Origin of the sequence: Bradyrhizobium rifense (genome assembly GCF_008123425.1) — a bacterium.
Lineage (GTDB): Bacteria > Pseudomonadota > Alphaproteobacteria > Rhizobiales > Xanthobacteraceae > Bradyrhizobium > Bradyrhizobium rifense.
In genome coordinates this window covers 260,158-283,162 of sequence record NZ_VSSS01000067.1, presented here as the reverse complement: position 1 = coordinate 283,162, position 23,005 = coordinate 260,158, and the positions used below count along the sequence as shown (strand labels likewise).

Annotated in this window: 21 protein-coding genes; 8 read left to right on the top strand and 13 right to left on the bottom strand. The window is 64.8% G+C overall.

All coding sequences use genetic code 11. From position 1 onward, the window contains the following. Window positions 1–58: 58 nt before the first annotated feature. Window positions 59–1,174, top strand: a complete 1,116-nt coding sequence (locus FXB40_RS39135; RefSeq protein ID WP_148777592.1) for an FUSC family protein — start codon at window positions 59–61, stop codon at window positions 1,172–1,174. A gap of 1 nt (window position 1,175) precedes the next feature. Here the strand turns inward: FXB40_RS39135 and FXB40_RS39130 are convergent, their stop codons facing one another. The 10 genes from FXB40_RS39130 to rpsT all read right to left on the bottom strand — a co-directional run bounded on the left by FXB40_RS39130 (window position 1,176) and on the right by rpsT (window position 14,639). Beyond that, on the bottom strand, window positions 1,176–1,826 hold the full coding sequence (locus FXB40_RS39130; protein WP_148777591.1) for a 2-hydroxychromene-2-carboxylate isomerase: 651 nt from the start codon (window positions 1,824–1,826) through the stop codon (window positions 1,176–1,178). Continuing rightward, the gene (locus FXB40_RS39125) at window positions 1,823–2,311 is read right to left on the bottom strand and encodes a DUF2867 domain-containing protein (RefSeq protein ID WP_148777590.1); all 489 of its coding nucleotides are present in this window, start codon (window positions 2,309–2,311) and stop codon (window positions 1,823–1,825) included. The genes FXB40_RS39130 and FXB40_RS39125 overlap by 4 nt, the downstream gene beginning before the upstream one ends. Further along, window positions 2,308–3,699, bottom strand: coding sequence for an MATE family efflux transporter (locus FXB40_RS39120; protein WP_148777589.1), 1,392 nt, complete (start codon window positions 3,697–3,699; stop codon window positions 2,308–2,310). Before FXB40_RS39120 ends, FXB40_RS39125 begins: the two co-directional genes overlap by 4 nt. Before the next feature lie 217 nt (window positions 3,700–3,916). Continuing rightward, on the bottom strand, window positions 3,917–5,212 hold the full coding sequence (murA, locus tag FXB40_RS39110) for a UDP-N-acetylglucosamine 1-carboxyvinyltransferase (protein WP_148777588.1): 1,296 nt from the start codon (window positions 5,210–5,212) through the stop codon (window positions 3,917–3,919). A gap of 288 nt (window positions 5,213–5,500) precedes the next feature. Continuing rightward, window positions 5,501–7,936 carry a DNA topoisomerase (ATP-hydrolyzing) subunit B gene (gyrB, locus tag FXB40_RS39105; protein ID WP_148777587.1) on the bottom strand — a complete coding sequence of 812 codons (2,436 nt, stop codon included), beginning with the start codon at window positions 7,934–7,936 and terminating at the stop codon, window positions 5,501–5,503. Between the two features lie 278 nt (window positions 7,937–8,214). Further along, the gene (locus FXB40_RS39100) at window positions 8,215–8,958 is read right to left on the bottom strand and encodes a hypothetical protein (protein ID WP_148777586.1); all 744 of its coding nucleotides are present in this window, start codon (window positions 8,956–8,958) and stop codon (window positions 8,215–8,217) included. Between the two features lie 120 nt (window positions 8,959–9,078). After that, window positions 9,079–10,215: a DNA replication/repair protein RecF gene (gene recF / locus FXB40_RS39095; protein ID WP_148777585.1), complete on the bottom strand. Its 1,137-nt coding sequence runs from the start codon at window positions 10,213–10,215 to the stop codon at window positions 9,079–9,081. A 109-nt stretch (window positions 10,216–10,324) separates the two neighbouring features. Then, complete coding sequence (dnaN, locus tag FXB40_RS39090) at window positions 10,325–11,443, bottom strand: DNA polymerase III subunit beta (RefSeq protein ID WP_148777584.1); 1,119 nt, start codon at window positions 11,441–11,443, stop codon at window positions 10,325–10,327. Window positions 11,444–11,691: 248 nt separating this feature from the next. Next, complete coding sequence (dnaA, locus tag FXB40_RS39085; RefSeq protein ID WP_246208242.1) at window positions 11,692–13,104, bottom strand: chromosomal replication initiator protein DnaA; 1,413 nt, start codon at window positions 13,102–13,104, stop codon at window positions 11,692–11,694. Window positions 13,105–14,372: 1,268 nt separating this feature from the next. Beyond that, window positions 14,373–14,639 (bottom strand): 30S ribosomal protein S20, encoded by a 267-nt coding sequence (gene rpsT / locus FXB40_RS39075; RefSeq protein ID WP_148777583.1) that lies wholly within the window; start codon window positions 14,637–14,639, stop codon window positions 14,373–14,375. 388 nt (window positions 14,640–15,027) lie between these two features. Here rpsT and FXB40_RS39070 point away from each other — a divergent pair, with 388 nt between their 5' ends. From FXB40_RS39070 to FXB40_RS48400, 5 genes are all read left to right on the top strand, one after another. Beyond that, on the top strand, window positions 15,028–15,345 hold the full coding sequence (locus FXB40_RS39070) for a hypothetical protein (RefSeq protein ID WP_057754029.1): 318 nt from the start codon (window positions 15,028–15,030) through the stop codon (window positions 15,343–15,345). Between the two features lie 156 nt (window positions 15,346–15,501). Beyond that, window positions 15,502–16,158 carry a peptide-methionine (S)-S-oxide reductase MsrA gene (gene msrA / locus FXB40_RS39065; protein ID WP_148777582.1) on the top strand — a complete coding sequence of 219 codons (657 nt, stop codon included), beginning with the start codon at window positions 15,502–15,504 and terminating at the stop codon, window positions 16,156–16,158. A gap of 380 nt (window positions 16,159–16,538) precedes the next feature. Further along, a complete protein-coding gene (locus FXB40_RS39060; RefSeq protein ID WP_148777581.1) occupies window positions 16,539–17,270 on the top strand; it encodes a polysaccharide biosynthesis/export family protein in 732 nt (243 codons plus the stop codon). A 63-nt stretch (window positions 17,271–17,333) separates the two neighbouring features. Next, the gene (locus FXB40_RS48405; protein ID WP_187437455.1) at window positions 17,334–17,606 is read left to right on the top strand and encodes a hypothetical protein; all 273 of its coding nucleotides are present in this window, start codon (window positions 17,334–17,336) and stop codon (window positions 17,604–17,606) included. A gap of 18 nt (window positions 17,607–17,624) precedes the next feature. Next, window positions 17,625–17,783: a hypothetical protein gene (locus tag FXB40_RS48400; protein WP_187437454.1), complete on the top strand. Its 159-nt coding sequence runs from the start codon at window positions 17,625–17,627 to the stop codon at window positions 17,781–17,783. Between the two features lie 81 nt (window positions 17,784–17,864). On the opposite strand, the gene FXB40_RS39050 is transcribed toward FXB40_RS48400, so the two are convergent. From FXB40_RS39050 to FXB40_RS39040, 3 genes are all read right to left on the bottom strand, one after another. Then, complete coding sequence (locus FXB40_RS39050) at window positions 17,865–18,536, bottom strand: dienelactone hydrolase family protein (protein ID WP_148777580.1); 672 nt, start codon at window positions 18,534–18,536, stop codon at window positions 17,865–17,867. A gap of 165 nt (window positions 18,537–18,701) precedes the next feature. Continuing rightward, entirely contained in the window at window positions 18,702–19,043 is a 342-nt protein-coding gene (locus FXB40_RS39045) for a hypothetical protein (protein ID WP_148777579.1), read from the bottom strand. A gap of 23 nt (window positions 19,044–19,066) precedes the next feature. Then, entirely contained in the window at window positions 19,067–19,831 is a 765-nt protein-coding gene (locus FXB40_RS39040) for an alpha/beta fold hydrolase (protein ID WP_148777578.1), read from the bottom strand. A gap of 298 nt (window positions 19,832–20,129) precedes the next feature. Here FXB40_RS39040 and FXB40_RS39035 point away from each other — a divergent pair, with 298 nt between their 5' ends. Both FXB40_RS39035 and FXB40_RS39030 read left to right on the top strand, forming a co-directional pair. Next, window positions 20,130–20,621, top strand: coding sequence for a (2Fe-2S)-binding protein (locus FXB40_RS39035; protein ID WP_148777577.1), 492 nt, complete (start codon window positions 20,130–20,132; stop codon window positions 20,619–20,621). Continuing rightward, entirely contained in the window at window positions 20,618–22,903 is a 2,286-nt protein-coding gene (locus tag FXB40_RS39030) for a xanthine dehydrogenase family protein molybdopterin-binding subunit (protein ID WP_148777576.1), read from the top strand. The genes FXB40_RS39035 and FXB40_RS39030 overlap by 4 nt, the downstream gene beginning before the upstream one ends. Window positions 22,904–23,005 lie beyond the last annotated feature (102 nt).

Genomic DNA, 23,005 nt, shown 5'->3' with positions numbered 1-23,005 from the left:
TGGGGCCGCGGGCAGCAGCTATGCTTTTGGCTGGTTACGAGGATCGGGACGTTTGACGATGACACTCGCAGGACAGCTGTTCGACTGGGTCGGGTCGCGAAAGACGCAATTGGGGCTGGCGGTCCGGGTCACGGTCGCGGCCACCGGGGCCTATGCACTTGCCACCGCTCTGCATCTGCTGTTGCCGCTCTGGGCCGTCCTCACCTCCATCATCGTGACCCAGATGAGCGTCGGGCGCTCGCTGAAGGCGACGCGCGACTACATGCTCGGCACGATCGGCGGCGCGATCTATGGTGGCGCTATCGCAATCCTGATCCCCTATTCCGGCGAATTGGGTCTTCTGGGTTTGCTGGTGCTGGCCGTCGCGCCGCTTGCCTTTGTCGCAGCGATCTATCCGAACCTGAGCTCTGCAACGGTGACGGCCGTGATCGTGCTCGTGCTTCCGAGCATGCATCATGCCGATCCCATGGCCTCGGCGATCGACCGCGTCAGCGAGGTCTCGGTCGGCGCCATCACCGGGCTCTTGGTCTCCTTCCTGGTGCTGCCGTCGCGCGCGGTGCGGCAGATCCGCGCCAGCGCGGCAAAACTGCTCGAGCTGATCGCGGAGGCTTTTACGGAACTGCTCGCCGGCCTCACCCGCGGCCGCGACAACGATGCGCTGCACCGGATCCAGGACGGCATCGGCACCGCCATGGTGGGCATGAATGCAATCGGTGCCGAGGCTGAGCGCGAGCGTTCGGCGCGGCTGTCCGGCGGTCCCGACACCGGCCCGCTGCTGCGCACGATCCTGCGGCTGCGCCACGACGTCGTGATGATCGGCCGCGCCACCGTGGTGCCGCTGCCGGTCGAGGTGCAGGTCAGGCTCGCCGGCCCGCTGGCGGAGGTCAGCGCGGCAATCGTGCGCTTCCTGAAGTCGGCGGCCGAAGCCATCCGCGCGGGCGCCGGCGCGCCGCCGATCCATCCGGTGCACGTCGCGCTTCAGCATTACGCCGAAGCGGTTGCAGCGGTGCGTCAGGACGGCGTGATCCGCGGCCATCCCGGCGACACCGCGGAGCGCTTCTTCGCGCTCGGCTTCTCGCTGGAGCAGATGCACCAGAATCTCTGCGATCTCGACCGCGTCGTCGGCGAATGGTCGGAGGTTGCGGCCGATGGGCCGGTGAAGGTCGCGGAGTGAGCTATCGTTTCGTCAGGCCCTTGCTTTGCAGGCGCCAGACCAGGAGATCGATCCGGTCCTGGCCGAAGAACGGCTCGTTCTCGAACGCGAAGGTCGGCACGCCCCAATGGCCCGACACCGCGTGGTCCTTTTCGTTCTCGGCAATCACCTGCTCGTAGCGATCCGGATCGGCGCTGATGGCGGCATCCATTGCGGTGAGATCGAAGCCGGCCTTCCCGGCGGCGCGCGCGAGATGATCGCCCTCGTTCCAGCCGGCGACCGAGCCGTCCCAGAGCACGCGCGCGATCGCATCGGTGAATGCGAGCGCGCGGCCTTCGAGCTGCGCCATCGCTCCCAGCCGGGTGAGCCGGTGGATGTAAGGCTGCTCGGCCGCGACATCGAACGTCACCTTGTCCTGCACGATCGGATCCGGTCGCGGAAAGCGGAACGGAATGCCCTCATGCTGCGCCACGCGCGTGCTGTCGAGCACGACATAGCGAATGAAATTTGGACTGGCCTTCTTGAAGAAGCCCGGCACGCGCACCGCGAGCGGATAGACCGGCCGCAGGTTGACCGCGAGATCATACTCCGCGACCAGCTTCAGCGTCTTCGGCAGCGCCAGATAGCTGAAGGGGCTGCGGAAGGAAAAGAACAGGTCGACGGACAGCGTCATCGCGCCGGCTCCACGATGCTCCCCATCATGCTGCGGGCTACGAGCTTGTGGAACGGCGTGATGAGCGCGAGGTAAGTCCGTCCGAGGAAATTGTTCGTTTTCACCAGAGTGGTCACGGTGACGTGGCGAAGCGTCGCTTCGCCGGCGACATCGACCACGATACGGAAATCGAGATGATAGTCGTCGAAGCCGGCGACCAGCCGCTCCGGCGTCTCGCTCACCACCGGAAACAGGCCAATCAGGCCGCCGGGCGCGTAGGCGCCTTCGCCCGATTTTTTCAAGCCGAAGGGTGTCACCAGAATGTTGCGCAAGCGCGTCAGCGCATCGATCCAGCGCGGCCCGTGCAGCACCATTCTTGTGCAGGCCTCGCGGGCGCTCAATTGCGTCGCGCCGACCTCCGCACGAAAGGCGTCAATGAATTGCGCGCCTGATAGCACCGTGCCGGCGTCGACATTGGGGGTGACTTCGTGAACTTGTCCGGTCATCCCGCCAGTTTGCGCGTCAGCATCGCAAAGCGCAAGATCAACAGGCCGGCATAGACGAACGATCCGATCGACAGCCCGATCCAGACGCCGACCGCACCGTGATGGGCGTGGAAGGCCAGCGCCCAGGCGATCGGGAAGCCGACGCACCAATAGCCGATCGCCGCGAACACCAGTGTCATCCTTGTGTCATTGATGCCGCGCAGCGCGCCGCCCATGATGGTCTGCAGTGCGTCCGCAATGAAGAAGGTCGCGCCGACCAGCAAAAGTGTTGCGGTCAGCTCAACGGTTGGCGCGCTGGCCTCGCTGCTGCCGAGGAACAGCCGCCCCAGTTCATAGCGGCCGAGGATGATGCCGACAGTCAGGGCCGCGACGAACGTAATCCCGAGCACCGCCGCGACGAGGCCCGCGCGGCGGACGCCGGCGGGCTCGTTACGGCCAAAGGCGTGGCCGACCCGCACGGTCGCAGCCATGCCGATGCCAAGCGGGACCATGAACAGCACGGCCGTGACCTGGAGCGCGATCTGGTGCGCGGCCAGCGCGCTGGTCGAGATCAGTCCCATCAAGAGCGCTGCCGAAGAGAACAGGCCGTATTCCAGCAACAGGGAGAATGAGATCGGCGCGCCGATCGCGATGAGCTGACGCATCAAGGGCCAGTCGATCCGCCACGGCTGGGCCAGCGGATGATAGTCGGCGAACGGCTTGCGCCACGCCGCGATGGCGAGCGCGGCGATGAAGGTGCCGAGATTGACCAGCGTCGTCGCCAGTCCGGCGCCGAACAGGCCGAGCTCCGGCAGGCCGAACAGGCCATGGATCAGGCAGTAGACCAGCACGAAATTCGCGGGGATCGCCGCGAGCGTGATCCACAGCGGCGCCTGCGGCCGGTTCACCGCGCTCATCATGCTGCGCAGCGCGATGAAGCCGAGTGCCGGCGCGATGCCCCAGGCGAGGCCATTCAGATAGCGCTGCGCGAGCGCGGCCGAATGCGGCGCCTGTCCGAGCGCAATCAGGATGTGCTGGCCATAGAGCGGCGAAGCCATCATCGGCAGCGAGATCAACAGCGCGACCCAGAGGCCGACGCGCAAGGAGAGGCGGATGCGTCTGACATCGCCGGCGCCGAACGCCTGCGCGGCCAGCGGCGAGACCGCCGCCACCAATCCAAGTCCGAAGGTGAAGCTGACGAAATAGACGGTGTGCGCAAGTGCCGCAGCGGCAACCGAATCCTCGCCGAGCCTCCCGATCAGCGCGAGATCGCTCGTGATCATCGCGATCTGTCCGAGCTGCGTCAGCATCATCGGCACGGCCAGCCGCAGCGTCTCGACGAACTCCTGCGCGAGATGGCTTTGCACGCCGGCCTGCGGCTGCGGATGAGGTTCGACGGTGTCGAGCATGGCCGCTCAATAGCACGGGCAGGCGTCGAAAACATGGCCCGAGAGCGAGACGGGTGAGGGACTCTACCCGCGAGCTCGGTTTCGTAGGGTGGGCAAAGGCGCACTTGCGCCGTGCCCACCATCTATCAAGGCTTCGAGAGAAATGGTGGGCACGCTACGCTTTGCCCACCCTACGATACTGTCGTCGCGGAGAGATCTCCTACAAGGGGAAAGACCCTCAGCCCTTCCGCTCGGGCACGCGCCGGATCTTAGCACCCAGCGCGTTCAGCCGTTCGTCGATGCGCTCATAACCGCGCTCGATCTGGTCGGCGTTGTTGATGGTGGAGGTGCCTTCAGCGCAGACGGCGGCGAGCAGCATCGCCATGCCGGCGCGGATGTCGGGCGAGCTCAGCGTCGCGCCATGCAGCCGGCTGGGGCCTGCGATGATGGCGCGATGCGGATCGCACAGCACGATACGCGCGCCCATCCCGATCAGCTTGTCGACGAAGAACATCCGCGACTCGAACATCTTCTCGAACATCAGGATCACGCCTTCGCACTGCGTGGCGGTGACGATCGCGATCGACATCAGATCGGCCGGGAAGGCCGGCCAGGGCTGGTCCTCCAGCTTCGGGACGTGGCCGCCAAAGTCGTCCTGGATCTTCAGCGTCTGGTTCGACGGCACGATGAGGTCGTCGCCCTCGACGCGGCAGACGATGCCGAGCCGCTCGAAACCCATGCGGATCGAGCGCAGATGCTCGACGCCGGCGCGCACGATACGCAGCGGCGAGCGCGTCACGGCGGCGAGACCGATCAGCGAGCCGACCTCGATATGGTCGGGCTGAATCCGGTAGGTCGTTTCGCCCAGCGTCGCCGGTCCATGCACGATCATGGTGTTGGTGCCGATGCCCTCGATCTTGGCACCGAGCGCGACGAGGAAATTGGCGAGGTCCTGCACATGCGGCTCGGAGGCCGCGTTGCGCAAATGGGTGACGCCGTCAGCCGCGACGGCGGCAACCAGCGCGTTCTCGGTCGCGGTGACGCTCGGCTCGTCCAGGAACACGTCGGCGCCGGTGAGCTTGGGGCAGCGGAATTCCAGCCGGTCGGTTGCGGTGACCTTGGCGCCAAGCTGTTCCAGCGCGAGCACATGGGTGTCGAGCCGGCGCCGGCCGATGACGTCGCCGCCGGGCGGCGGCAGCATCACCTCGCCGCAGCGCGCGAGCAGCGGGCCTGCGAGCAGGATCGAGGCGCGGATGCGGACGCAGAGCTCCGGATCGAGATCGGCGGCGCGAATGCTCTTGGCGTGGATGTGAAGCGTGTTGCGGGCGGTCCATTCCGCCGCCGCGCCGACCGAGCGGACCAGCTCGACCAGCGTCTCGGTGTCGCGGATCCGCGGCACGTTCTCTAGCGTCACCGGATGCTCGGTGAGCAGGGCGGCCGCGATGATCGGCAGCGCCGAATTCTTGTTGCCGGCCGGCTCGATCGAGCCCGAGAGCCGGTGACCGCCCTCGACGATATATTGAATGGGCGCCACGGGTTCTCTCCGTCCTGTTGCGGTGGGGCGGGCTGCTTTGGAGGCGGAAACTACCGAGATTTGGGCACGGTAGCAATTCGGGCTTGATGGGCGCCACGAAGGTGGTGCGCTCCCTCTCCCGCTTGCGGGGGAGGGCGGGGTGGGGGTGTCTCCGCGGTGGGGTTGTCGAAGTTTACAGAGAATATCCCCGCGAGGAGAAAGCCCTCACCCGCCGCGCGGGACGATGCTTCGCATCGCCCGGGGCGCGTCGACCTCTCCCGCAAGCGGGAGAGGTGCAGCGAGGTCGGGCTAGATATCGATCGTCGCGCTGAGTGAATGTTCCTGGATGAAGTCGCGGCGCGGCTCGACCACGTCGCCCATCAGCTTGGTGAAGATGTCGTCGGCCTCGTCGACCTCCTTGACCTTCACCTGCAACAGCGATCGCGCATTGATGTCCAGCGTCGTTTCCCAGAGCTGCTCCGGGTTCATCTCGCCCAGACCTTTGTAGCGCTGCAGCGTGACGCCCTTGCGGCCGGCGTCGGTGACCGCCTCGAACAAATCCACCGGTCCGTAGACCATGTGCTCGGTGTCCTTGCGGCGCAGCTTGCCGGGGCGGGCATAAACGTCCTGCAGCTTGGTCGTGTACTCGTCGAGCTTGCGCGCCTCGACGGATCCCAAGAAGGCATCGTCGATGAGGGCGGCTTCCTTGACGCCGCGCACCGTGCGCTCAAACTGGAAACCCTGTCCCTCGACGTATTGGCCGACCCAGCCGCGCTCGACTTCCTCGGCCTGGCTGTCCAGCCGGCCTGCGATGTACTGCGCAGCGGCAGCAGCTTTTTCCGGATCGCCGTAGATCGTCTTGTTGAGCACGCCGGTGATCGCCGCCTGCTCGATCACCTTGCGATTGTAGCGGCTGTGCAAATTGCGCAGGACGCCGCGGACAATTCGGGCATCGTCGACCAGCGAGCGCAGATCGCGGCCGGTGCGATCGCCGCCGTTGCCGGGGATGTAGACGCAGTCGTCGAGCCCGGTGTCGATCAGATAGTCTTCCAGTGCCCGCTCGTCCTTCAGGTACTGCTCGGACTTGCCGCGGCTGACCTTATAGAGCGGCGGCTGGGCGATATAGAGATAGCCGCCGTCGATGATGTCGCGCATCTGCCGGTAGAAGAAGGTCAGCAGCAGGGTGCGGATGTGGGCGCCGTCGACGTCGGCGTCCGTCATCACGATGATCTTGTGATAGCGCAGCTTCTCGATCGAGAACTCGTCGCTGATGCCGGTGCCGAGCGCGGTGATCAGCGTGCCGATCTGCTCGCTCCCCAGCATCTTGTCGGGGCGCACGCGCTCCACGTTGAGGATCTTGCCGCGCAGCGGCAGCACCGCCTGGAATTCACGGTTGCGGCCCTGCTTGGCGCTGCCGCCTGCCGAGTCGCCCTCGACGATGAAGAGTTCTGATTTCGCCGGATCCTTTTCCTGGCAGTCGGCGAGCTTGCCGGGCAGCGAGGAGACCGAGAGCGGGCTCTTGCGGGTCAGCTCGCGCGCTTTTCGCGCAGCTTCGCGGGCAGCGGCGGCCTGAATCACCTTGCCGACGATCATCTTGGCTTCGCCGGGGTGCTCCTCGAACCAGGCCTGGAGCGCCTCGTTGAGCACGTTCTCGACCACGGGGCGCACTTCCGAGGACACCAGCTTGTCCTTGGTCTGCGACGAGAATTTCGGATCGGGCACCTTGACCGACAGCACGGCGGTGAGGCCTTCGCGGCAATCGTCGCCGGTCAGCGCAATCTTTTCCTTCTTCGCATTGGCCTCGGCATAGCCGTTGACCTGACGCGTCAGCGCGCCGCGGAAGCCGGCGAGATGGGTGCCGCCGTCACGCTGCGGGATGTTGTTGGTGAAGCACAGCACGTTCTCATGGTAGCTGTCGTTCCACCACAATGCGGCCTCGACACCGATGCCGTTCAGCTCCGCGCGCACCATGATCGGTGCCGGCACGATCGCCTTCTTGTTGCGGTCGAGATATTTGACGAACTCCTCGACGCCGCCGGAATAGTGCATCTCCTCGCGCTTCTCGACTGCGTGACGCATGTCGGAGAGAGCGATGTTGACGCCGGAATTGAGGAAGGCGAGCTCGCGCAGCCGGTGCTCCAGCGTGGCGAAATCATATTCGATGTTCTTGAAGGTCTCGGTCGAGGCCTGGAACGTCACCTCGGTGCCGCGCTTGCCCGGCGCGTCGCCGACGACCACGAGCGGTGCCACCGCATCGCCATGGGCGAATTCGATGTAGTGCTCCTTGTTGTCGCGCCAGATGCGCAAGCCGAGCTTGCTCGACAGCGCGTTGACGACGGAGACGCCGACGCCGTGCAGGCCGCCCGAAACCTTGTAGGAATTCTGGTCGAACTTTCCGCCGGCGTGCAGCTGGGTCATGATGACCTCGGCCGCGGAAATGCCTTCGCCCTTGTGGATGTCGACGGGAATGCCGCGGCCGTCGTCGCGCACGGTGACGGAATTGTCGGCGTTGAGCACGACGTCGACGCGCGAGGCGTGGCCCGCCAGCGCTTCGTCGATGGCGTTGTCGACAACCTCGTAGACCATGTGGTGCAGGCCCGAGCCGTCATCGGTGTCACCGATATACATGCCCGGACGCTTGCGGACGGCATCGAGACCCTTGAGCACGCGGATCGATTCCGCCCCGTAATCGCTTGGATTTGAGGGCTCGTTTTCGGCAGGCGTCTGCCGAGCAGGTTCTGTCATGAGAGGCCTTCGAGATGTCGCCCGAATCAGCCGCGCAAAAGGCGCTGATTTGCAGGCTATTTGTGCCATGAAAGAGAGATTGCGCCTAGCGCAAAGTATCCTCCGGCAACCCTTTGATCAGATAGGATTTTTGGGCCGGTTTTCAAGGCGTCTGAGGGCCGATTTGGAGGCTCGCGAAAAGCCCGATTCGAGGGGTCGTTTTTGGCTTCCGAAAGGCGTGGATTTTGCGGGGACGAGAGGGTGGTTCCGAGGCGCTCCCGATCAGGATGATGCAGGGCTCAATACAGCAGCAGCGGCGACCATTCCTCGCCGTCGCGCCCGACCGTGAGCTCCCAGGTATCGCCGGCGGCAAGGTTAAGGACGTGCGTGGTGGCCGGGTGGCCCGGCACGCTCACCTCGTAGGAATATTTGCCGGGTGACAGATCCAGCGACACCGCGCGGGTGCCGGCGGCGCGCTTGAGGGTCCGGTCGTTGATGGTGAGCGTGGCGTCCGTCTCGCTGATATTGGAGAACACCAGCTTGGCCTGGCCGGGTTCGGGCATGACGTTCGCGTTGGTCGCGACAGATGCGTTCTTCTGCACGAGGTTGACAGTGGTGCTGCTATCCCTGCGGTCGAGCGCCAGCATGCCGGGTCCAACCGGGGAGACGAAGGCAAGCTGGACGTGATCGGCGGAGACCACCGCGCCGTCGCGCAGTTCCTGCCAGCCGAGCTTTCCGAGCTCGGTGCGGTAGAAGGCGAGCACGTTGCCGAGCTCAGCGGGCACGGTCGCCTCTAACGTGGTGCGGAGCGGCGTTTCAACGCCCTGCACGACGGTGGTGTGGATTCCCCGGTAGCTGTAACGGGTCGGCGCGGGCAGCTTGGCCTCGGGATCCGGCGTCAGCTCACCTGCGAACAGCGTCGCGAGATGCGGCATCCAGGCGCTGGCGGTGGCCGCGAGCATGCAGCTTGCGAGGAAGGCGAGGCCGCACACAAACGCTCGCCATCGTGCCGGAGCTTTCGCTCCGAGCCTTACCGTCCGCATGGTCACTCCTCAAGGACATCGCGCGCTGTGAGATCGCCGCGATTGCAACGGCTGCGACACCGTCGGTGCGGCCTCAGGGAGCTAGTCGCGACGGGAAATGGTCGGGTTCAACGACGGCGTCTATCGCCGGGCGGAAACGCGTCCGCTCTCGACGTCAAAGACTTCGCCGCCGGCGCCGATCTCGGCAAACGCGGCCGGGTCCGCGCCGGTCAGCCACACCTGCGCGCCAAGCTTGCGCAGCTCGTCGAAAAGCGCGGCGCGGCGGTTCGGATCGAGATGGGCGACGACCTCGTCGAGCAAGAGCAGCGGCACGATGCCGGTCATCTCGGCGACCAGCGTCGCATGCGCCAGCACGAGGCCGATCAAAAGCGCCTTCTGCTCGCCGGTCGAGGCGTCGCGCGCCGGCATGGTTTTCGGCGCATAGATCACCTGAAGATCGGTCAGATGCGGGCCGTCGGTGGTGCGGCCGGCAATCGCATCGCGCGGGCGGTTGTCGCGCAGGATCTGGCGGTAGCGGTCCTCGACCGAGGTCGCGGTCTCGGTCAGCAGCGCGTTCTCCATCCAGCCGTCGAGCGCGATCTGTGCCGACGGAAACGCGGATGCCAGCGCACGCGCGTTCAGCATGCCGGTGAGCCGCGCCGCGGTCTGGCCGCGCGTGGCGGCGACCGCGACCGCGAGCTCGGCGGTCTCGCGCTCGATCGCGTCACACCAATGGTCGTCGTAATTGCGCGTCTCGAGCAGGCGGTTGCGCGATCGCAGCGAACGTTCGAGCGCGTTGATGCGGCTGGAATGCTCGCTGTCGATCGCCAGCACCAGGCGGTCGAAAAAACGCCGCCGCTCGGAGCCCGCGCCCATGAACAGCCCGTCCATCGCCGGCGTCAGCCACACCATCCGGATATGGTCGCCGAAGGCGGCCGCCGAATTCACCGGCTCGCGGTCGATGCGGCAGCGCCGGCTGACCGCGGTATCTGCGCGCGGCGGCTCGAGGCCGGTGCCGAGCGTGGCAAGCCCCAACGCGCCCTCGACCTGCGCGGAGACGGCCCAGGAGCCGTCGCCCTGGTTGTCGGCGACGTCCTCCAGCGTGGCGCGCCTCAAGCCCCGACCCGGCGACAGGAACGAGATCGCCTCGATGCAATTGGTCTTGCCCGCCCCGTTCGGCCCGACCAGCGCCACCATGTCAGCCGCCGTCTCGAGCCCCGCCGCCCGATAATTGCGAAAATGCGTCAGCGTCAGGCGATGAATGCGGGAGGGGGTCATTTTAGCTCGTCAGTGCCAGTACCCACGTTCTTGGGCTCTCAAGACGTGGATGGCCGGGACGAGCCCGGCCATGACGGATGTAGTTAGTATGTGGCGAGGCTGGAAGGTCTCACACCCGCATCGGCATCAGCACGTACAGCGCGCTCTTGTCGTCCTTGTCCTGTACCAGGGTCGGCGAGCCCGGATCGGCGAGCTTGAGCGTCGCGACGTCGCCTTCGATCTGGGCGGCGATGTCGAGCAGATAGCGGGAGTTGAAGCCGATATCGAGCGCGTCGGAGGCGTACTCGACCTCGAGCTCCTCGGTCGCGCTGCCGGAATCCGGATTGGTGACCGACAGCACCAGCTTGCCCGGCGACAGCGACAACTTGACCGCGCGGCCGCGCTCGCTCGAGATGGTCGAGACGCGGTCGACCGCGTTCTCAAAATCCTTCTTGTCGACCACGAGCTCCTTGTCATTGCCTTGCGGAATGACGCGGCCGTAATCGGGGAAGGTGCCGTCGATCAGCTTCGAGGTCAGCACCACATTGCCGATGGTGAAGCGGATTTTCGCCTGCGACAGCTCGATCGTGACCTCGGCCTCGTTGTCCTCGATCAGGCGCTGCACCTCGCCGACGGTTTTCCGCGGCACGATCACGCCCGGCATGCCCTCGGCGCCCTTGGGCTGGACCAGGTCGAGCTGGGCGAGGCGGTGGCCGTCGGTGGCGACGCCGCGCAGGGTCGCGGCTTTCGCGGTGCCGGCGGCATGCAGATAGATGCCGTTGAGATAATAGCGCGTCTCTTCGGTCGAGATCGCGAACTGGGTGCGGTCGATCAGCCGCTTGACGTCCTTGGCGGCGAGATTGAACGAGTGCGACAGGTCGCCGGTGGCGAGATCCGGGAAATCGTTCTCCGGCAGGGTCTGCAGCGTGAAGCGCGAGCGGCCGGCGCGGATCGCCAGCACCGCGCGGTCGCCGTCGGCCTCCAGCACGATCTGCGAACCGTCCGGCAGCTTGCGCACGATGTCGTAGAACATGTGCGCCGGGACGGTGGTGGAGCCGGCGGTCGCGGTTTCCGCCGGCAGCGTCTCGGTCACCTCGAGGTCGAGGTCGGTCGCCTTCAGCGACAATTTCGCGTTCTCGGCGCGGACCAGCACGTTGCCCAGGATCGGAATTGTGTTGCGGCGCTCGACCACGCGATGGACATGGCCCAGCGACTTCAGGAGTTGCGCGCGTTCGACCGTAACCTTCATTGCACTACTCGCCCGATCCCCAAAGATGGAAAAAGCCGGGCGGAGGAAAGCGCGCCGCGGCACCGAAGACCCCGGAAAGCCGGATCATCCAGCCGATATGACCAAAGCCGTCAGGGTCGCGCAAGGTGGCTCGGATGGCCCCCGGATTCAAGGGATCGGGGGCAGTTCCCCACGATTTACCCGTAGAAACGCGACCGCCGCCCAGGCGTGGCCGGGCGGCGGGAGAATGGCAGGAGCGCCCTAGGCGTTTATTCCTGAAGCTGGCGCTTGAGCGACTCGACCTCCTCGGACAGCGCATTGTCCTTGGACACCAGGGCCTCGATCTTGCGCACGGCGTGCAGCACCGTGGTGTGGTCGCGGCCACCGAAGCGACGGCCGATCTCGGGGAGCGAGCGCAGGGTCAGCGTCTTGGCGAGGTACATCGCCACCTGGCGCGGCCGCACCACATTGGCGGTCCGGCGCGAGGACAAGAGGTCGGAGCGGCTGACATTATACTGCCGTGCCACCACGCGCTGGATGTCCTCGATCTTGATCCGCTTCGGCTCCTGCGGCCGGATCAGGTCGCGCACCTCGTGCTCGGCCATCTCCAGCGTTACCGGACGGTTGTTGAGCTTCGAGTGCGCCAGCAGGCGGTTGATCGCGCCTTCGAGGTCGCGGCCGTTATGAGTGATCGCCCGGGCCAGATAGGTCAGCACCTCCTCAGGCACCTCGAACGTTGCATGATGGGCGCGGGCGGCTGCGACGCGCGACTTGAGAATGCCGTGGCGCAACTCCTCGCCGAGCGAGGCCATCTCGACCACGAGACCGCCGGCCAGACGCGAGCGGACGCGGTCATCCAGGCTTTCGAGATCGGACGGCGGACGGTCGGCCGCGATCACGACCTGACGACCGGCGTCGATCAGCGCGTTCAGCGTGTGACAGAACTCGGCCTGCGTCGACTTGCCCTGCAGGAACTGGAGATCGTCGATGACGAGAACGTCGATGCCGCGCAGTGCTTCCTTGAAGGCGAGCGCCGTCTGCGTCTTCAGCGCGGCGACGAAGCCGTACATGAATTTTTCCGCGGTGAGATAGAGCACCTTGTGCTCGTTGCCGGAATTGCCGGCCCAGGTCACCGCCTGCAGCAGATGCGTCTTGCCCAGCCCGACGCCGGCATGGATGTAGAGCGGGTTGAACATCACGGGGTCGCCGCGACGTCCCTCGGCGACTTGACGCGCGGCGGCATGCGCCAGCGTGTTGGAGCGGCCGACGACGAAGCTTGCAAAGGTCAGACGCGGATCGAGCGGCGAGCCGCCGAGCGCATCATGATTGGCCGAGACCGGCACGGTCGCAGTCGAACGCAGCTCGGCCGCCGGCGCACGACGCGTCTCGACCAGTGCGGGCGCTTCCTTCGACTGCACCACGGGGCGCACTGCGGAGCGAACGGTGAGGTCGATGCGATGCACCTCCGGCGCCTCGGCCTGCCAGCACGACAGCACGCGCTCGGCATAATGGGCCTGGATCCAGCTCTTCAGGAAGCGGGTCGGAACCGAGAGCCGCACACTCTCCTCCTGCACGCCTTCGAGATCCATGCGCGCGAACCAGCTCGTATAGACGTCTTCACCAACGTTCGAGCGCAGCCGGCTCTTCACGCGTGACCAGCGATCCTGTTCCGATGTCGTCATCATTTGAGAACTTTTCTTGAGAGATATGGTTGCGTTGTGAGCGCCATGCAGAGTTCCTGCCAGCAGGGGTGCTGCAATGGCGCGACCTCGAGCGATTCCATCCGCGGACATAGCTTGGCCGTTCGGCGCGAACGCCGCGGTCAGATCAGCGATGTCAGAGAGGGAGTGTTCGCGAGGTCAGCGCGTACTCGGCGCCTCGTCACACGCGGGAGGCTGGAGGTCCGTGGGATCCAGAACGGCATCGTTGGAAATGGAAAATGGTTTCAATACCGCGTTGAGTCCGTAAGACATGATACCTCCCCGTCCTGCCGTGATTGCTCACGGCAAGGTCCTGCGTGTCCTAGAAGACAACTGCGACTGAAGTCGCCGATGCCCTGCCCGTCTGCACTGTTCGTCCGCTCGGCTTCGCCATCATGCGTGTCGGGGTAGCTTCATGACGTCCCTCATTTGCGCCTGGCGCGAGCGGGATTGAGAAAAATCCCGCTTGGAGACATTCAGACAAAGAACTACCGTTCCCACATTGCTATAGGTTTTGATCCGACAATCGCTTGTTGAAGCGTCGCCTACGTGCACACCGCCGCCGATTTGCACGCTCGCCCCGTTTCCAAAACCGCGCTGGTCTCAAGATCGTGGGCGCCGCGAACGACTTAAGGAATACACCAAGCGGAAAGACTCGCAACGAAATTGATTCACACTTGAGGCGTTTAAAATCTTGACCAGCGTTAACGCCGCGCAGGAGTTGTTCACAGGCTTGAGACCAAGTTTCTGGATTCGTGCACAGATTCGAAAATGCGGCGCGTCATGTGACAACAACTCCCCTACCGCCAAAAAATTTTTACAAAAGCGTCACGCACGCACCGCGCGCACGAATTTTCCAAATGCTTGGCGCCGCTATGTCGATAAGTGATTAGCGAGACATCGCTTTTTGAGTCTCGTTTCACAGGGTAACCCCAGAGCGAAACCTGTTCCGGTGAAACTACGGTGTGCAGAACTCTCGCGCGAGACAATGCGACTTAGCCCCGCCCCGCAGGGGTTTTTCGCACCGCAGTGAAAGTTTCCACTGTTGCAAAAACACGCAGGTAAAATTACGGAGCGCGCAGCATGGCGCACACGATAAAAGTCTTCCAACGGATGATTGGTCGCCCAAAGACCGCAAGCGGGAATTGTGACAGACAACAAAAAGCCCGGCGCGAAGCCGGGCTGATTGACGAACGCGATGTTCGCTTCAGCCGATCGGATGAGACGATCGACAGACTTAAGTCGCAAACTTACTTGGCAAGCTTGGCGATCTGCGCGGTGAGGCGCGAGACTTTGCGGCTGGCGTTGTTCTTGTGAATGATGTTGCGCTGCGCGGCGCGCATCAGAGCGGGCTCGGCATCCGCCAGCGCCTTCACGGCAGCGGCTCGGTCGCCGGTCGCGATGGCTTCCTCGACGGTGCGGACGCTGCCGCGCATCTGGGTGCGGCGCGACTTGTTGACGGCGGTGCGGCGGGCGATCTTGCGCGTCGCTTTCTTGGCGGAGGTGGTGTTGGCCATGGTCTCAATGTCCTTTGCGGGTACCGGTCGCGTCTTGGTCGGGTAGCGCCGGCAGCTTGACCGCGGAATCGACGCTCGGATTTAGGGTGTTCGGTTGCTGGGCCGTTCCCGGAACATGAGCGATAAGCCTTGCGGCCATCTCTGAGGCTCAAAAGAGCCTGCAACTGCTCAAAGAACAGCGGCGGCAGGATTGCGCCCACCGCCAGTTGGCGCCCTTATAGAGGGGGTCTTTGGCACCGTCAACGCTTTAGGGGCTGGAAAAGCAGGCCTGGAAGCGTGCCAAAGGGGGCCGTAACGCCCTGATGAGGTTGAATTTCTGCCGTCTCCCGGCTATTGGCTGACGGCGTTTATTGGGGTCGTCCGATCGGATGGCCTGAGAGGGTGGGGTATGATCCGCGGCTTTTTCCGACTGATTGGGCTGTTGCTGCTGGCCGGCGGGTTCTTCTTCATGGTCTATGACGGCGCCCGCTGGGTGGCCGACCAGACCCTGCGCTTCACCCGGTTCGGCCAGTTCTGGAACGATATCAACCAGGCCAGCCAGTCGGCCTTCCGGACCTGGGTCGAGGCCAAGGCGCCCTGGCTCTGGACCTCGGTGATCCGCCTGGTGCTGGACCAGCCGGTGTTCGCCGTCCTTGGCCTTCTCGGCATTTTGCTGATGATCCTGTTCCGCCCGCGCAAGCCGCTGATCGGCTATTCCCGGGATTGATCTTTCAATTCCCGCCGGGATTGATCTGCAAACGAGGCGCGGCGTAACAACACTGCCGCTTGCTGCGTAAAGACCTATATTCCCACTCGATCGCGAGCACGCCGCCCGAGCACCTGGCTCAGGCGCGCGACAGCTCGTTTTTTCGGAGATCCGATCATGCTGTTCATGCGCAAGACCACCGCACTGCCGAGCACAGCTGACGCGCTGCCCGGCCGCGCGCAACCGATTCCGACCGCGAGCATCCATTTCGTCAACGGCGCGAAGCTGGCGCCGCCTTATCCCGCAGGCCTCGAGCAGGCCGTGTTCGGGCTCGGCTGCTTCTGGGGCGCCGAGCGCAAATTCTGGGAGCTCGGCGACGGCATTTACACCACCGCGGTCGGCTATGCCGGCGGTCACACGCCGAACCCGACCTATGAAGAGACCTGTTCGGGACGCACCGGCCACACCGAAGTGGTGCTGGTCGTGTTCGATCCGAAGAAGATCCCTTTCGAGAAGCTCCTGAAGACGTTCTGGGAGAGCCACAATCCGACGCAGGGCATGCGCCAGGGCAACGACGTCGGCACGCAGTACCGAAGCGCGATCTACACGACCTCCGACGCGCAGAAGAAAGCGGCCGACGCGTCGAAGGCGCTCTATCAGAAGGCGCTCAGCGCGAAGGGTCTCGGTGCCATCACCACAGAGATCGCGCCGGCCGGCCCATTCTATTTCGCCGAGGACTATCATCAGCAATATCTGGCGAAGAACCCCGCCGGCTATTGCGGCCTCGGTGGCACCGGCGTGTCGTGCCCGATCGGTGTTGGTGTGAGCGCGTAAGTACGACTCTTTTTTACCCTCCCCTGGAGGGCAGGGGAATCGCATGTGGGTTTTACGAAGATTGTGCGGGCTTGCTCCGCCTCTCCCGCTTGCGGGAGAGGCCGACGCGCTCGCAGAGCGCGGCGGGTGAGGGCTCTCGCAACGCAGGGACATTCTCCGCAATCCGCGACAATCCCGACGCGGAGACAACCCCCACCCCAGCCCTCCCCCGCAAGCGGGAGAGGGAGCACCAGTGCCGACGCCGCTGCCTCGTGCACTCCATATGCGATTGCCCTGCCCTCCAGGGGAGGGTGCGACCGTCGCAAAAGGCCCCCCCTCAACCCTTTGTTAACCATAACAGGTGCATCACTTGAGCTGTCTCGTTCCGAGGGATGGCTCCGGTGCCGGTTGCACGCGCGTTTCGATGGTCGATCCTGGCAGCGTCCGCCGCGCTGGCCCTGGGCGGCTGCATGCAGACCGCCGGCCCCGTCGCATATTTGCAGCCCCATCCCGATCTCGACACCATGGCCTATGGCCAGCCCTATAGCGCACCGCAGCCGGTCGTCGTTGCCAACAGCGGCGGCGCCATTGCCGCGCTCAGCAATTCCTTTGCGTCGGGTCCGGTGCCGGTCGCCTATGCCGCGCCGATGATGGCAGCACCCGTGCGCTACGACGCCTCCTATCACCTCGATGCCGGCGACAAGCTGCGCGTCGTGGTCTATGGCCAGGAAGGTCTCACCAACAGTTACGCCATCGATGCCGGCGGCTCCATCACCATGCCGCTGATCGGCGCGGTGCCGGCGCGTGGCCGCACCACCGCAGGGCTAGCCGGTGAAATCGCCGCGCGCCTGCGCAACGGCTACATCCGCGAGCCGTCGGTCGCCGTGGAGATCGAGTCCTACCGCCCGTTCTTCATCCTCGGCGAAGTCGCAGCGCCCGGCCAATACCCCTACGTGCCCAACATGACGGTCGAGAGCGCTGTCGCGATCGCCGGTGGTTTCTCGCCGCGCGCCAAGCGCGACGTGGTGACTGTCACGCACACGGAAGGCGGCGGCGCCATGCGCGCAGTGGTGCCGCTCGGCACGCCCGTCAGCCCCGGCGACACCGTGTTCGTCGGCGAGCGCTGGTTCTAGGCGCTCTCGCTTCGCGTCGTTCACCGCCTGAAATCGAGCCGCCCGTTCGGAAAGCATCCGTCGATGCGCGTGGCATCGACCACGAGCCCGACCCATGGCCGCATGATTGGTCAGGTTGATGTACTTCCCGACCAGGCGATTACCGCCCTCGCGGCGCGCATCGATCAATCCGTGCCGTCGGCCGTCATCCCAATCGAACCGCAGATAGATCCGCTCGCCCATGACGCGGACCTCCGCGCGGCCCTGCTTCCATGTCTCCGGCGTATCGCCGGCGATGGTCGGATCGGCGCCGCCGTTCCAGCGGTTCGCCCAGATGCCGTCGAGCGGATCGGATGATGGGGGAATGGACGCCCAATGCGCCGCATTGCCGTCGGCGGCATCGCCGGCAAGCCGGGCGGTTGCAGCATAGTCCATGACTTCGGAATTGCCGGGCTCCGGCACGTCCATGGCGCCGAACGGATTGCGGATCACGAGGTTCGTGTTGGCCTGCTGCATGACGCTCTCCCGGCGTGACCTGGCTTGATCAGCCAGCTCTATCGCCGCGCGCCATGCTGCAGCCACCCGATTCCTGCTTGAAGAATGACGCCTACCGCGTCATTTCAAATGCTTCGCGAAAAACGCCAGGCTGCGCGGCCAGGCGATCTCGGAGCTGGCCTTGTCGTAGCTCGGCCGCTCGTCGCAATGGAAGCCGTGCTGCGCGCCGGAATAGATGAAGATCTCGACATCGGGCCGCTTCGCCTTGACGGTCTCGACATCCGTCAACGGAATACCGGCATCCTTCTCGCCGAAATGCAGCTGCGTCGGCACCTTCGGCTTCTCGTCCGCAAAGCGCACGACGGCGCCGCCGTAATAGCCGATCGCGGCCGTCAGGCCGTTAAGCCGCGTCGCCGCGACAAAGGCGACGCTGCCGCCGAGGCAGAAGCCGATGATGCCGACCGGGCCGACGCTCTTCACCGCATCGATCGCAGCCTGGGTGTCGCGCAGCATCGCCTCCCAATCCGGATTGGCGACGAATTTTCGCGCCGCCGCGACTTCATCGGGCGTATAGCCCGACTGGAAGCCCGGCGTGGTGCGGTCGAAGATCGACGGCGCGATCGCGACATAGCCTTCGCCTGCGAGGCGGTCGCAGACCGAACGGATGTGATGATTGACGCCAAAAATCTCCTGGATCACCACCACCGCGCCATTCGGCGCACCCGAGGGATCAGCGCGATAGGCGCCGAGCTGGAAATTATCCGACGCCGTCAGTTTGATGTCTTGTCCCACGCGGGTTGTCCTTTTTGATTGTCGATCTGAAATTCGCTTTCGCGCCTCATCCTGAGGAGCGCGCCCTTGCGCGCGTCTCGAAGGATGAAAGGCCGAGATGCGAGAGCGGGGCCCTTCATGGTTCGAGACGCGCCTGCGGCGCTCCTCACCATGAGGAGATACACTTCACTCCCACATCCAGTTCTCGCCATAATCTTCCTTCCATCCTGCCAGCCGTCCATGACGGAATTGCAGGAACAGGCGGTGGCGGTAAGGGATCAGTCCGCTGCCGCCGACGTCGCGGAGCGCAAGATAGATCTCGTTGCCGGGGCGCCCTTTGACGTATTGCAGGGGCTGTCCGAGGACGTGCGCGGTCTGCTCCGCATCCATCCCGAACGCCAGAGGCGTGTTGTTCGACAAGGTGTCGACGAAGGGACGGCGCTGCGGCGCCGTGCCGAACGGCTCGGCCTGCACCGACGCTGCCATTGAGAGAAGCGCTGCGCCTGCAGCCAAGATTGCCCGCTTCATTGCCGTCATCCCTGTCTCGCCGCCTATCCCGGCAAGTTCTTCAGGAAAGGCACCACGGCGTCAACAAAAGCCTTGGGCTGATCGATGTTGACGGCGTGTCCGGCCGCGGGGATCACGACCTTTTGTGTGCCGGGGATCTTTGCTGCCATGTAGTCCGACGCCGCCAGGAACGGCGTGTCGTCGGCACCGACCACGATCAGCGCCGGCACTTTGATGTCGGGGAGCAGCTCCATCACCTTGGCATCGCGCTGGGTCAGCATGCCGCGCGCGGCCAGCGCCAGGCCCTTGGCGTTGCGATGGCTGGCGGTGGCACGCTCGCGCGTCGCCGCCTTCAGCACGTCGAGCCCTTCACGATCGAGCTTGTCGGCAGTGGCGTGCGCGCGCGCATTCCAGGCCTCGCGCGCGTCGTCCTTCCTGAAGCCGGGGCCGGTGTCGATGATCAGCAGCGCGCGGGCGGTTTGCGGATGGGCGCGGTAGAACGCAAGCGACATGTAGCCGCCAAGCGAGAGCCCGCCGACGACGGCGCGCTTGGCGCCGACCGCATCGAGGATCGCCGCCATGTCGCCAACGGTCAGCGCTTCGCTGTAGGCTTTGGGATCATCGGGATAGTCGGACTGGCCGTGGCCACGCATGTCCCACAGGATCAGCTTGTAGTCCTGTGAAAGTGCATCGACCTGCCCATGCCACATCGCCGAGGTCGACGAATAGCCGTGGGTGAGCAGCAGCGGCGGTCCATCGCCATGCACTTCATAATGGATCCCGACGCCGTCCCGATCGATCCTTGGCATTGCTTCCGCCCTTGTTTTTCTAGCTTCTCATTCATCCTAGCCCGCGTGGTTACTCAGAGGAAACCGTCGCGGTCGCGATAGCATGCATGCCGAACGCACCGCTTGTTGTGTCCAGTCGCTAACATCAGCGCTGCTATCGCAACGCACAACAATCAGTCTCGATCGATTCCAAATTGCATTTGCCTCTGCGCGCGAACCCGATCATTCTCGCGCGCAAGGCGGCCGCCGACCCGGTGGGCGTCCGCTATACAAGTTGCCGCCGTAAGCGGCTTCATTGCACCGGCAAGGGAAGACGCCTATGCCAACGCTCACCATCAACGGGCGGAGTATGTCCGTGGATGCGGCAAACGACACGCCGCTCCTTTGGGCCATCCGCGAACAATTGCAGATGACCGGCACGAAATTCGGCTGCGGTGCCGGGCTGTGCGGTGCCTGCACCGTGCACGTCAACGGCGAAGCCGTACGCTCGTGCCAGACCATGGTCGGCGATGTCGCCGGCAAGAAGATCACCACCATCGAAGGTCTTTCCGCCAAGGGCGATCACCCCCTGCAGAAGGCATGGGTCGCCGAGCAGGTGCCGCAATGCGGCTACTGCCAGTCCGGGCAGATCATGCAGGCGGCGTCGCTGCTGGCGAAGAACGCCAATCCGACCAAGGAAGAGGTCGTGGCCCATATGGACGGCAATCTCTGCCGTTGCATGACCTATTCGCGGATCCAGAAGGCAATCATGCGCGCCGCCACCGAGATGCGCACCGCATCCGCCGCCGGCAACGAGCGGAGGCCCACATGAATCAGCACGTGAAAAACGTCACACCCGAGACGTCAGATCTCAGCCGCCGTTCCTTCCTGGTCGGCACCGCCGCCACCGGCCTCGTGCTCGGCTATGCCGGCGTGCCCGGCATCGGTGAAGCACTCGCTGCGGCTCCCGCCAATTTCGAGCCGAGCGTCTGGTACGCGATCTCGCCCGATGGCCTGGTCACCGTGACCTGCGGCAAGGCCGACATGGGACAGCACATCGCCTCCACCATGGCGCAGATCGTCTGCGAGGAGCTGGGCGCGAAGTGGAGCGACATGCGGGTCAACCTCGCCTCCAACGATCCAAAATTCAACGACCCCGTGCTGGGGGCGCAGATCACCGGCGGCAGTTGGTCGACCATGATGAACTTTGACGCGATGAGCCGGGCGGGCGCCGCCGGACGCATGGCGTTGACGGACGGTGCGGCCGCCGCGATGGGCGTGCCGGCAGGCGAGCTCGCAGTGCGCGATTCCATGATCGTGCATGCGAAGTCGAAGAAGCAGATGTCGTTCGCCGATGTCGTGAAGAGCGGCAAGGCGACAAAGACCTTCACGCCCGACGAGCTGAAGGCGATCAAGCTGAAGACGCCGGATCAGTACACCATGATCGGTGTGTCGGTGCCGCAGATCGACATCCCCTCCAAGACCAACGGCACGGCCAAATACGGCATCGACGTGATGATTCCGGGCATGGCCTATGGCGCGGTGGTGACGCCGCCGGTGCGCTACGGCGCGACCGTGAAATCGGTCGACGACAGCGATGCGAAGAAGGTGCCGGGCTTCATCAAGGCCGTCACCCTCGACGACAAGACCCAGACCACGACCGGCTGGGTGGTTGCGGTCGCCAACACCTATGCCAACGCCAAGAAGGCGGCCGCGGCGCTGAAGGTCAGCTATGACGGCGGCCCGAATGCGAAGGTGTCGAGCGAGTCGCTGCTCGAGGAAGCCAAGCGGCTCCAGAAGCTGGACGATTCCGGCCAGTTCTTCGTCAAGGACGGTGATCCCGCAGCAGCCCTCGGCACGGCGGCCAAGGTGCTGGAGGCGGAATACACCACCAGCATCAACATCCACGCGCCGATGGAGCCGATGAACGCCACCGCGGAGTTCAAGGGCGACATCCTGCACATCTATTCCGGCAACCAGTTCGGGACGCGCTCCGGTGCGATTGCGGCCGGCGCGGCCGGGATCGATCCGAAGTTCGTGGTGATGCACCAGATGTGGCTCGGCGGCGGTTTCGGCCGCAGGCTCGATGCCGACATGATGGTGCCGGCAGTGCAGGCGGCCAAGGCCATCGGCAAGCCGGTGAAGGTGATCTATACGCGCGAGAACGACATGACGATGGATTTCTCGCGTCCGCTCACCTACCAGAAAGTGAAAGCCGGCCTGGACGGCGACGGCAAGCTTGTCGCGCTCAGCCACGACGTGGTCTCGGCCTGGCCGACGCAGCGCTGGGGCATTCCCGACTTCCTGTCGCCTTCGGTCGACAAGAAGGGGCCGCTCGATGCGTTCACGGTGAACGGATCGGACTTCTTCTACACCGTGCCCAACCATCACGTGCGGGCGATCAAGAACGAGATGGCGCACAACGCCACCCCGTCTGGTCAGCTCCGTTCGGTGGCGCCGGGTTGGACCTTCTGGGCGGTCGAAAGCATGATCGACGAGGTGGCGATTGCGGCCGGCAAGGACCCGGCGCAATACCGCATCTCGTTGCTCGACGGTGCCGGCAAGAACGACGGCGGCGCGCAGCGGCTGCGCAACACGCTGCTCGCCGCGATGGGCCTCGCCGGCTACGGCACCAAGAAACTCCCGAAGGGAGAAGGCATGGGCGTGGCCTGCGTGTCGTCGCAGGAACGTGCGACCGCAAGCTGGACCGCTTGCGTCGCGCATGTTGCCGTCGCGCCGTCGGGCGAAGTGACCGTGAAGAAGCTCACGGTCGCAACCGATGTCGGCACGCAGGTGCATCCCGACAACATCCGTGCCCAGGTCGAGGGCGCGGCGTTGTGGGGCCTGTCGCTGGCGATGTACGAGAAGGCGACGCTGAAGGACGGTGGCATCGAACAAACGAACTTCGATGGCTACACGCCCTTGCGCATGAGCCAGATGCCGGAGGTCGCGGTCGCCGTGATCGCCAATGGCGAGAAGGCCACCGGCGTCGGCGAGCCCGCGGTGACGGTCGTGGCGCCCGCCATCGGCAACGCCATCTTCAACGCATCCGGCGCCCGCGTCCGGGGCTTGCCGATCACGGCGGAAGCCGTGAAGGGGGCGATGAAGGCGTAAGGCTGGGCTTGCGATTGAGAACAAAAAACGATCCGCCGGAGGGCAGCCTCCGGCGGTTTTTTTTGTGTGGTAGCGAAACGCTCATTCAGGCGTGCCAGAAAC

Coding starts and splice junctions, on each gene's coding strand:
- FXB40_RS39135 (WP_148777592.1), top strand. CDS start 59: ATGACACTCGCAGGACAGCTGTTCGACTGGGTCGGGTCGCGAAAGACG.
- FXB40_RS39130 (WP_148777591.1), bottom strand. CDS start 1,826: ATGACGCTGTCCGTCGACCTGTTCTTTTCCTTCCGCAGCCCCTTCAGC.
- FXB40_RS39125 (WP_148777590.1), bottom strand. CDS start 2,311: ATGACCGGACAAGTTCACGAAGTCACCCCCAATGTCGACGCCGGCACG.
- FXB40_RS39120 (WP_148777589.1), bottom strand. CDS start 3,699: ATGCTCGACACCGTCGAACCTCATCCGCAGCCGCAGGCCGGCGTGCAA.
- gyrB (WP_148777587.1), bottom strand. CDS start 7,936: ATGACAGAACCTGCTCGGCAGACGCCTGCCGAAAACGAGCCCTCAAAT.
- FXB40_RS39100 (WP_148777586.1), bottom strand. CDS start 8,958: ATGCGGACGGTAAGGCTCGGAGCGAAAGCTCCGGCACGATGGCGAGCG.
- recF (WP_148777585.1), bottom strand. CDS start 10,215: ATGACCCCCTCCCGCATTCATCGCCTGACGCTGACGCATTTTCGCAAT.
- dnaN (WP_148777584.1), bottom strand. CDS start 11,443: ATGAAGGTTACGGTCGAACGCGCGCAACTCCTGAAGTCGCTGGGCCAT.
- dnaA (WP_246208242.1), bottom strand. CDS start 13,104: ATGACGACATCGGAACAGGATCGCTGGTCACGCGTGAAGAGCCGGCTG.
- rpsT (WP_148777583.1), bottom strand. CDS start 14,639: ATGGCCAACACCACCTCCGCCAAGAAAGCGACGCGCAAGATCGCCCGC.
- FXB40_RS39070 (WP_057754029.1), top strand. CDS start 15,028: ATGATCCGCGGCTTTTTCCGACTGATTGGGCTGTTGCTGCTGGCCGGC.
- msrA (WP_148777582.1), top strand. CDS start 15,502: ATGCTGTTCATGCGCAAGACCACCGCACTGCCGAGCACAGCTGACGCG.
- FXB40_RS48405 (WP_187437455.1), top strand. CDS start 17,334: ATGCGCGTGGCATCGACCACGAGCCCGACCCATGGCCGCATGATTGGT.
- FXB40_RS48400 (WP_187437454.1), top strand. CDS start 17,625: ATGCGCCGCATTGCCGTCGGCGGCATCGCCGGCAAGCCGGGCGGTTGC.
- FXB40_RS39045 (WP_148777579.1), bottom strand. CDS start 19,043: ATGAAGCGGGCAATCTTGGCTGCAGGCGCAGCGCTTCTCTCAATGGCA.
- FXB40_RS39040 (WP_148777578.1), bottom strand. CDS start 19,831: ATGCCAAGGATCGATCGGGACGGCGTCGGGATCCATTATGAAGTGCAT.
- FXB40_RS39035 (WP_148777577.1), top strand. CDS start 20,130: ATGCCAACGCTCACCATCAACGGGCGGAGTATGTCCGTGGATGCGGCA.
- FXB40_RS39030 (WP_148777576.1), top strand. CDS start 20,618: ATGAATCAGCACGTGAAAAACGTCACACCCGAGACGTCAGATCTCAGC.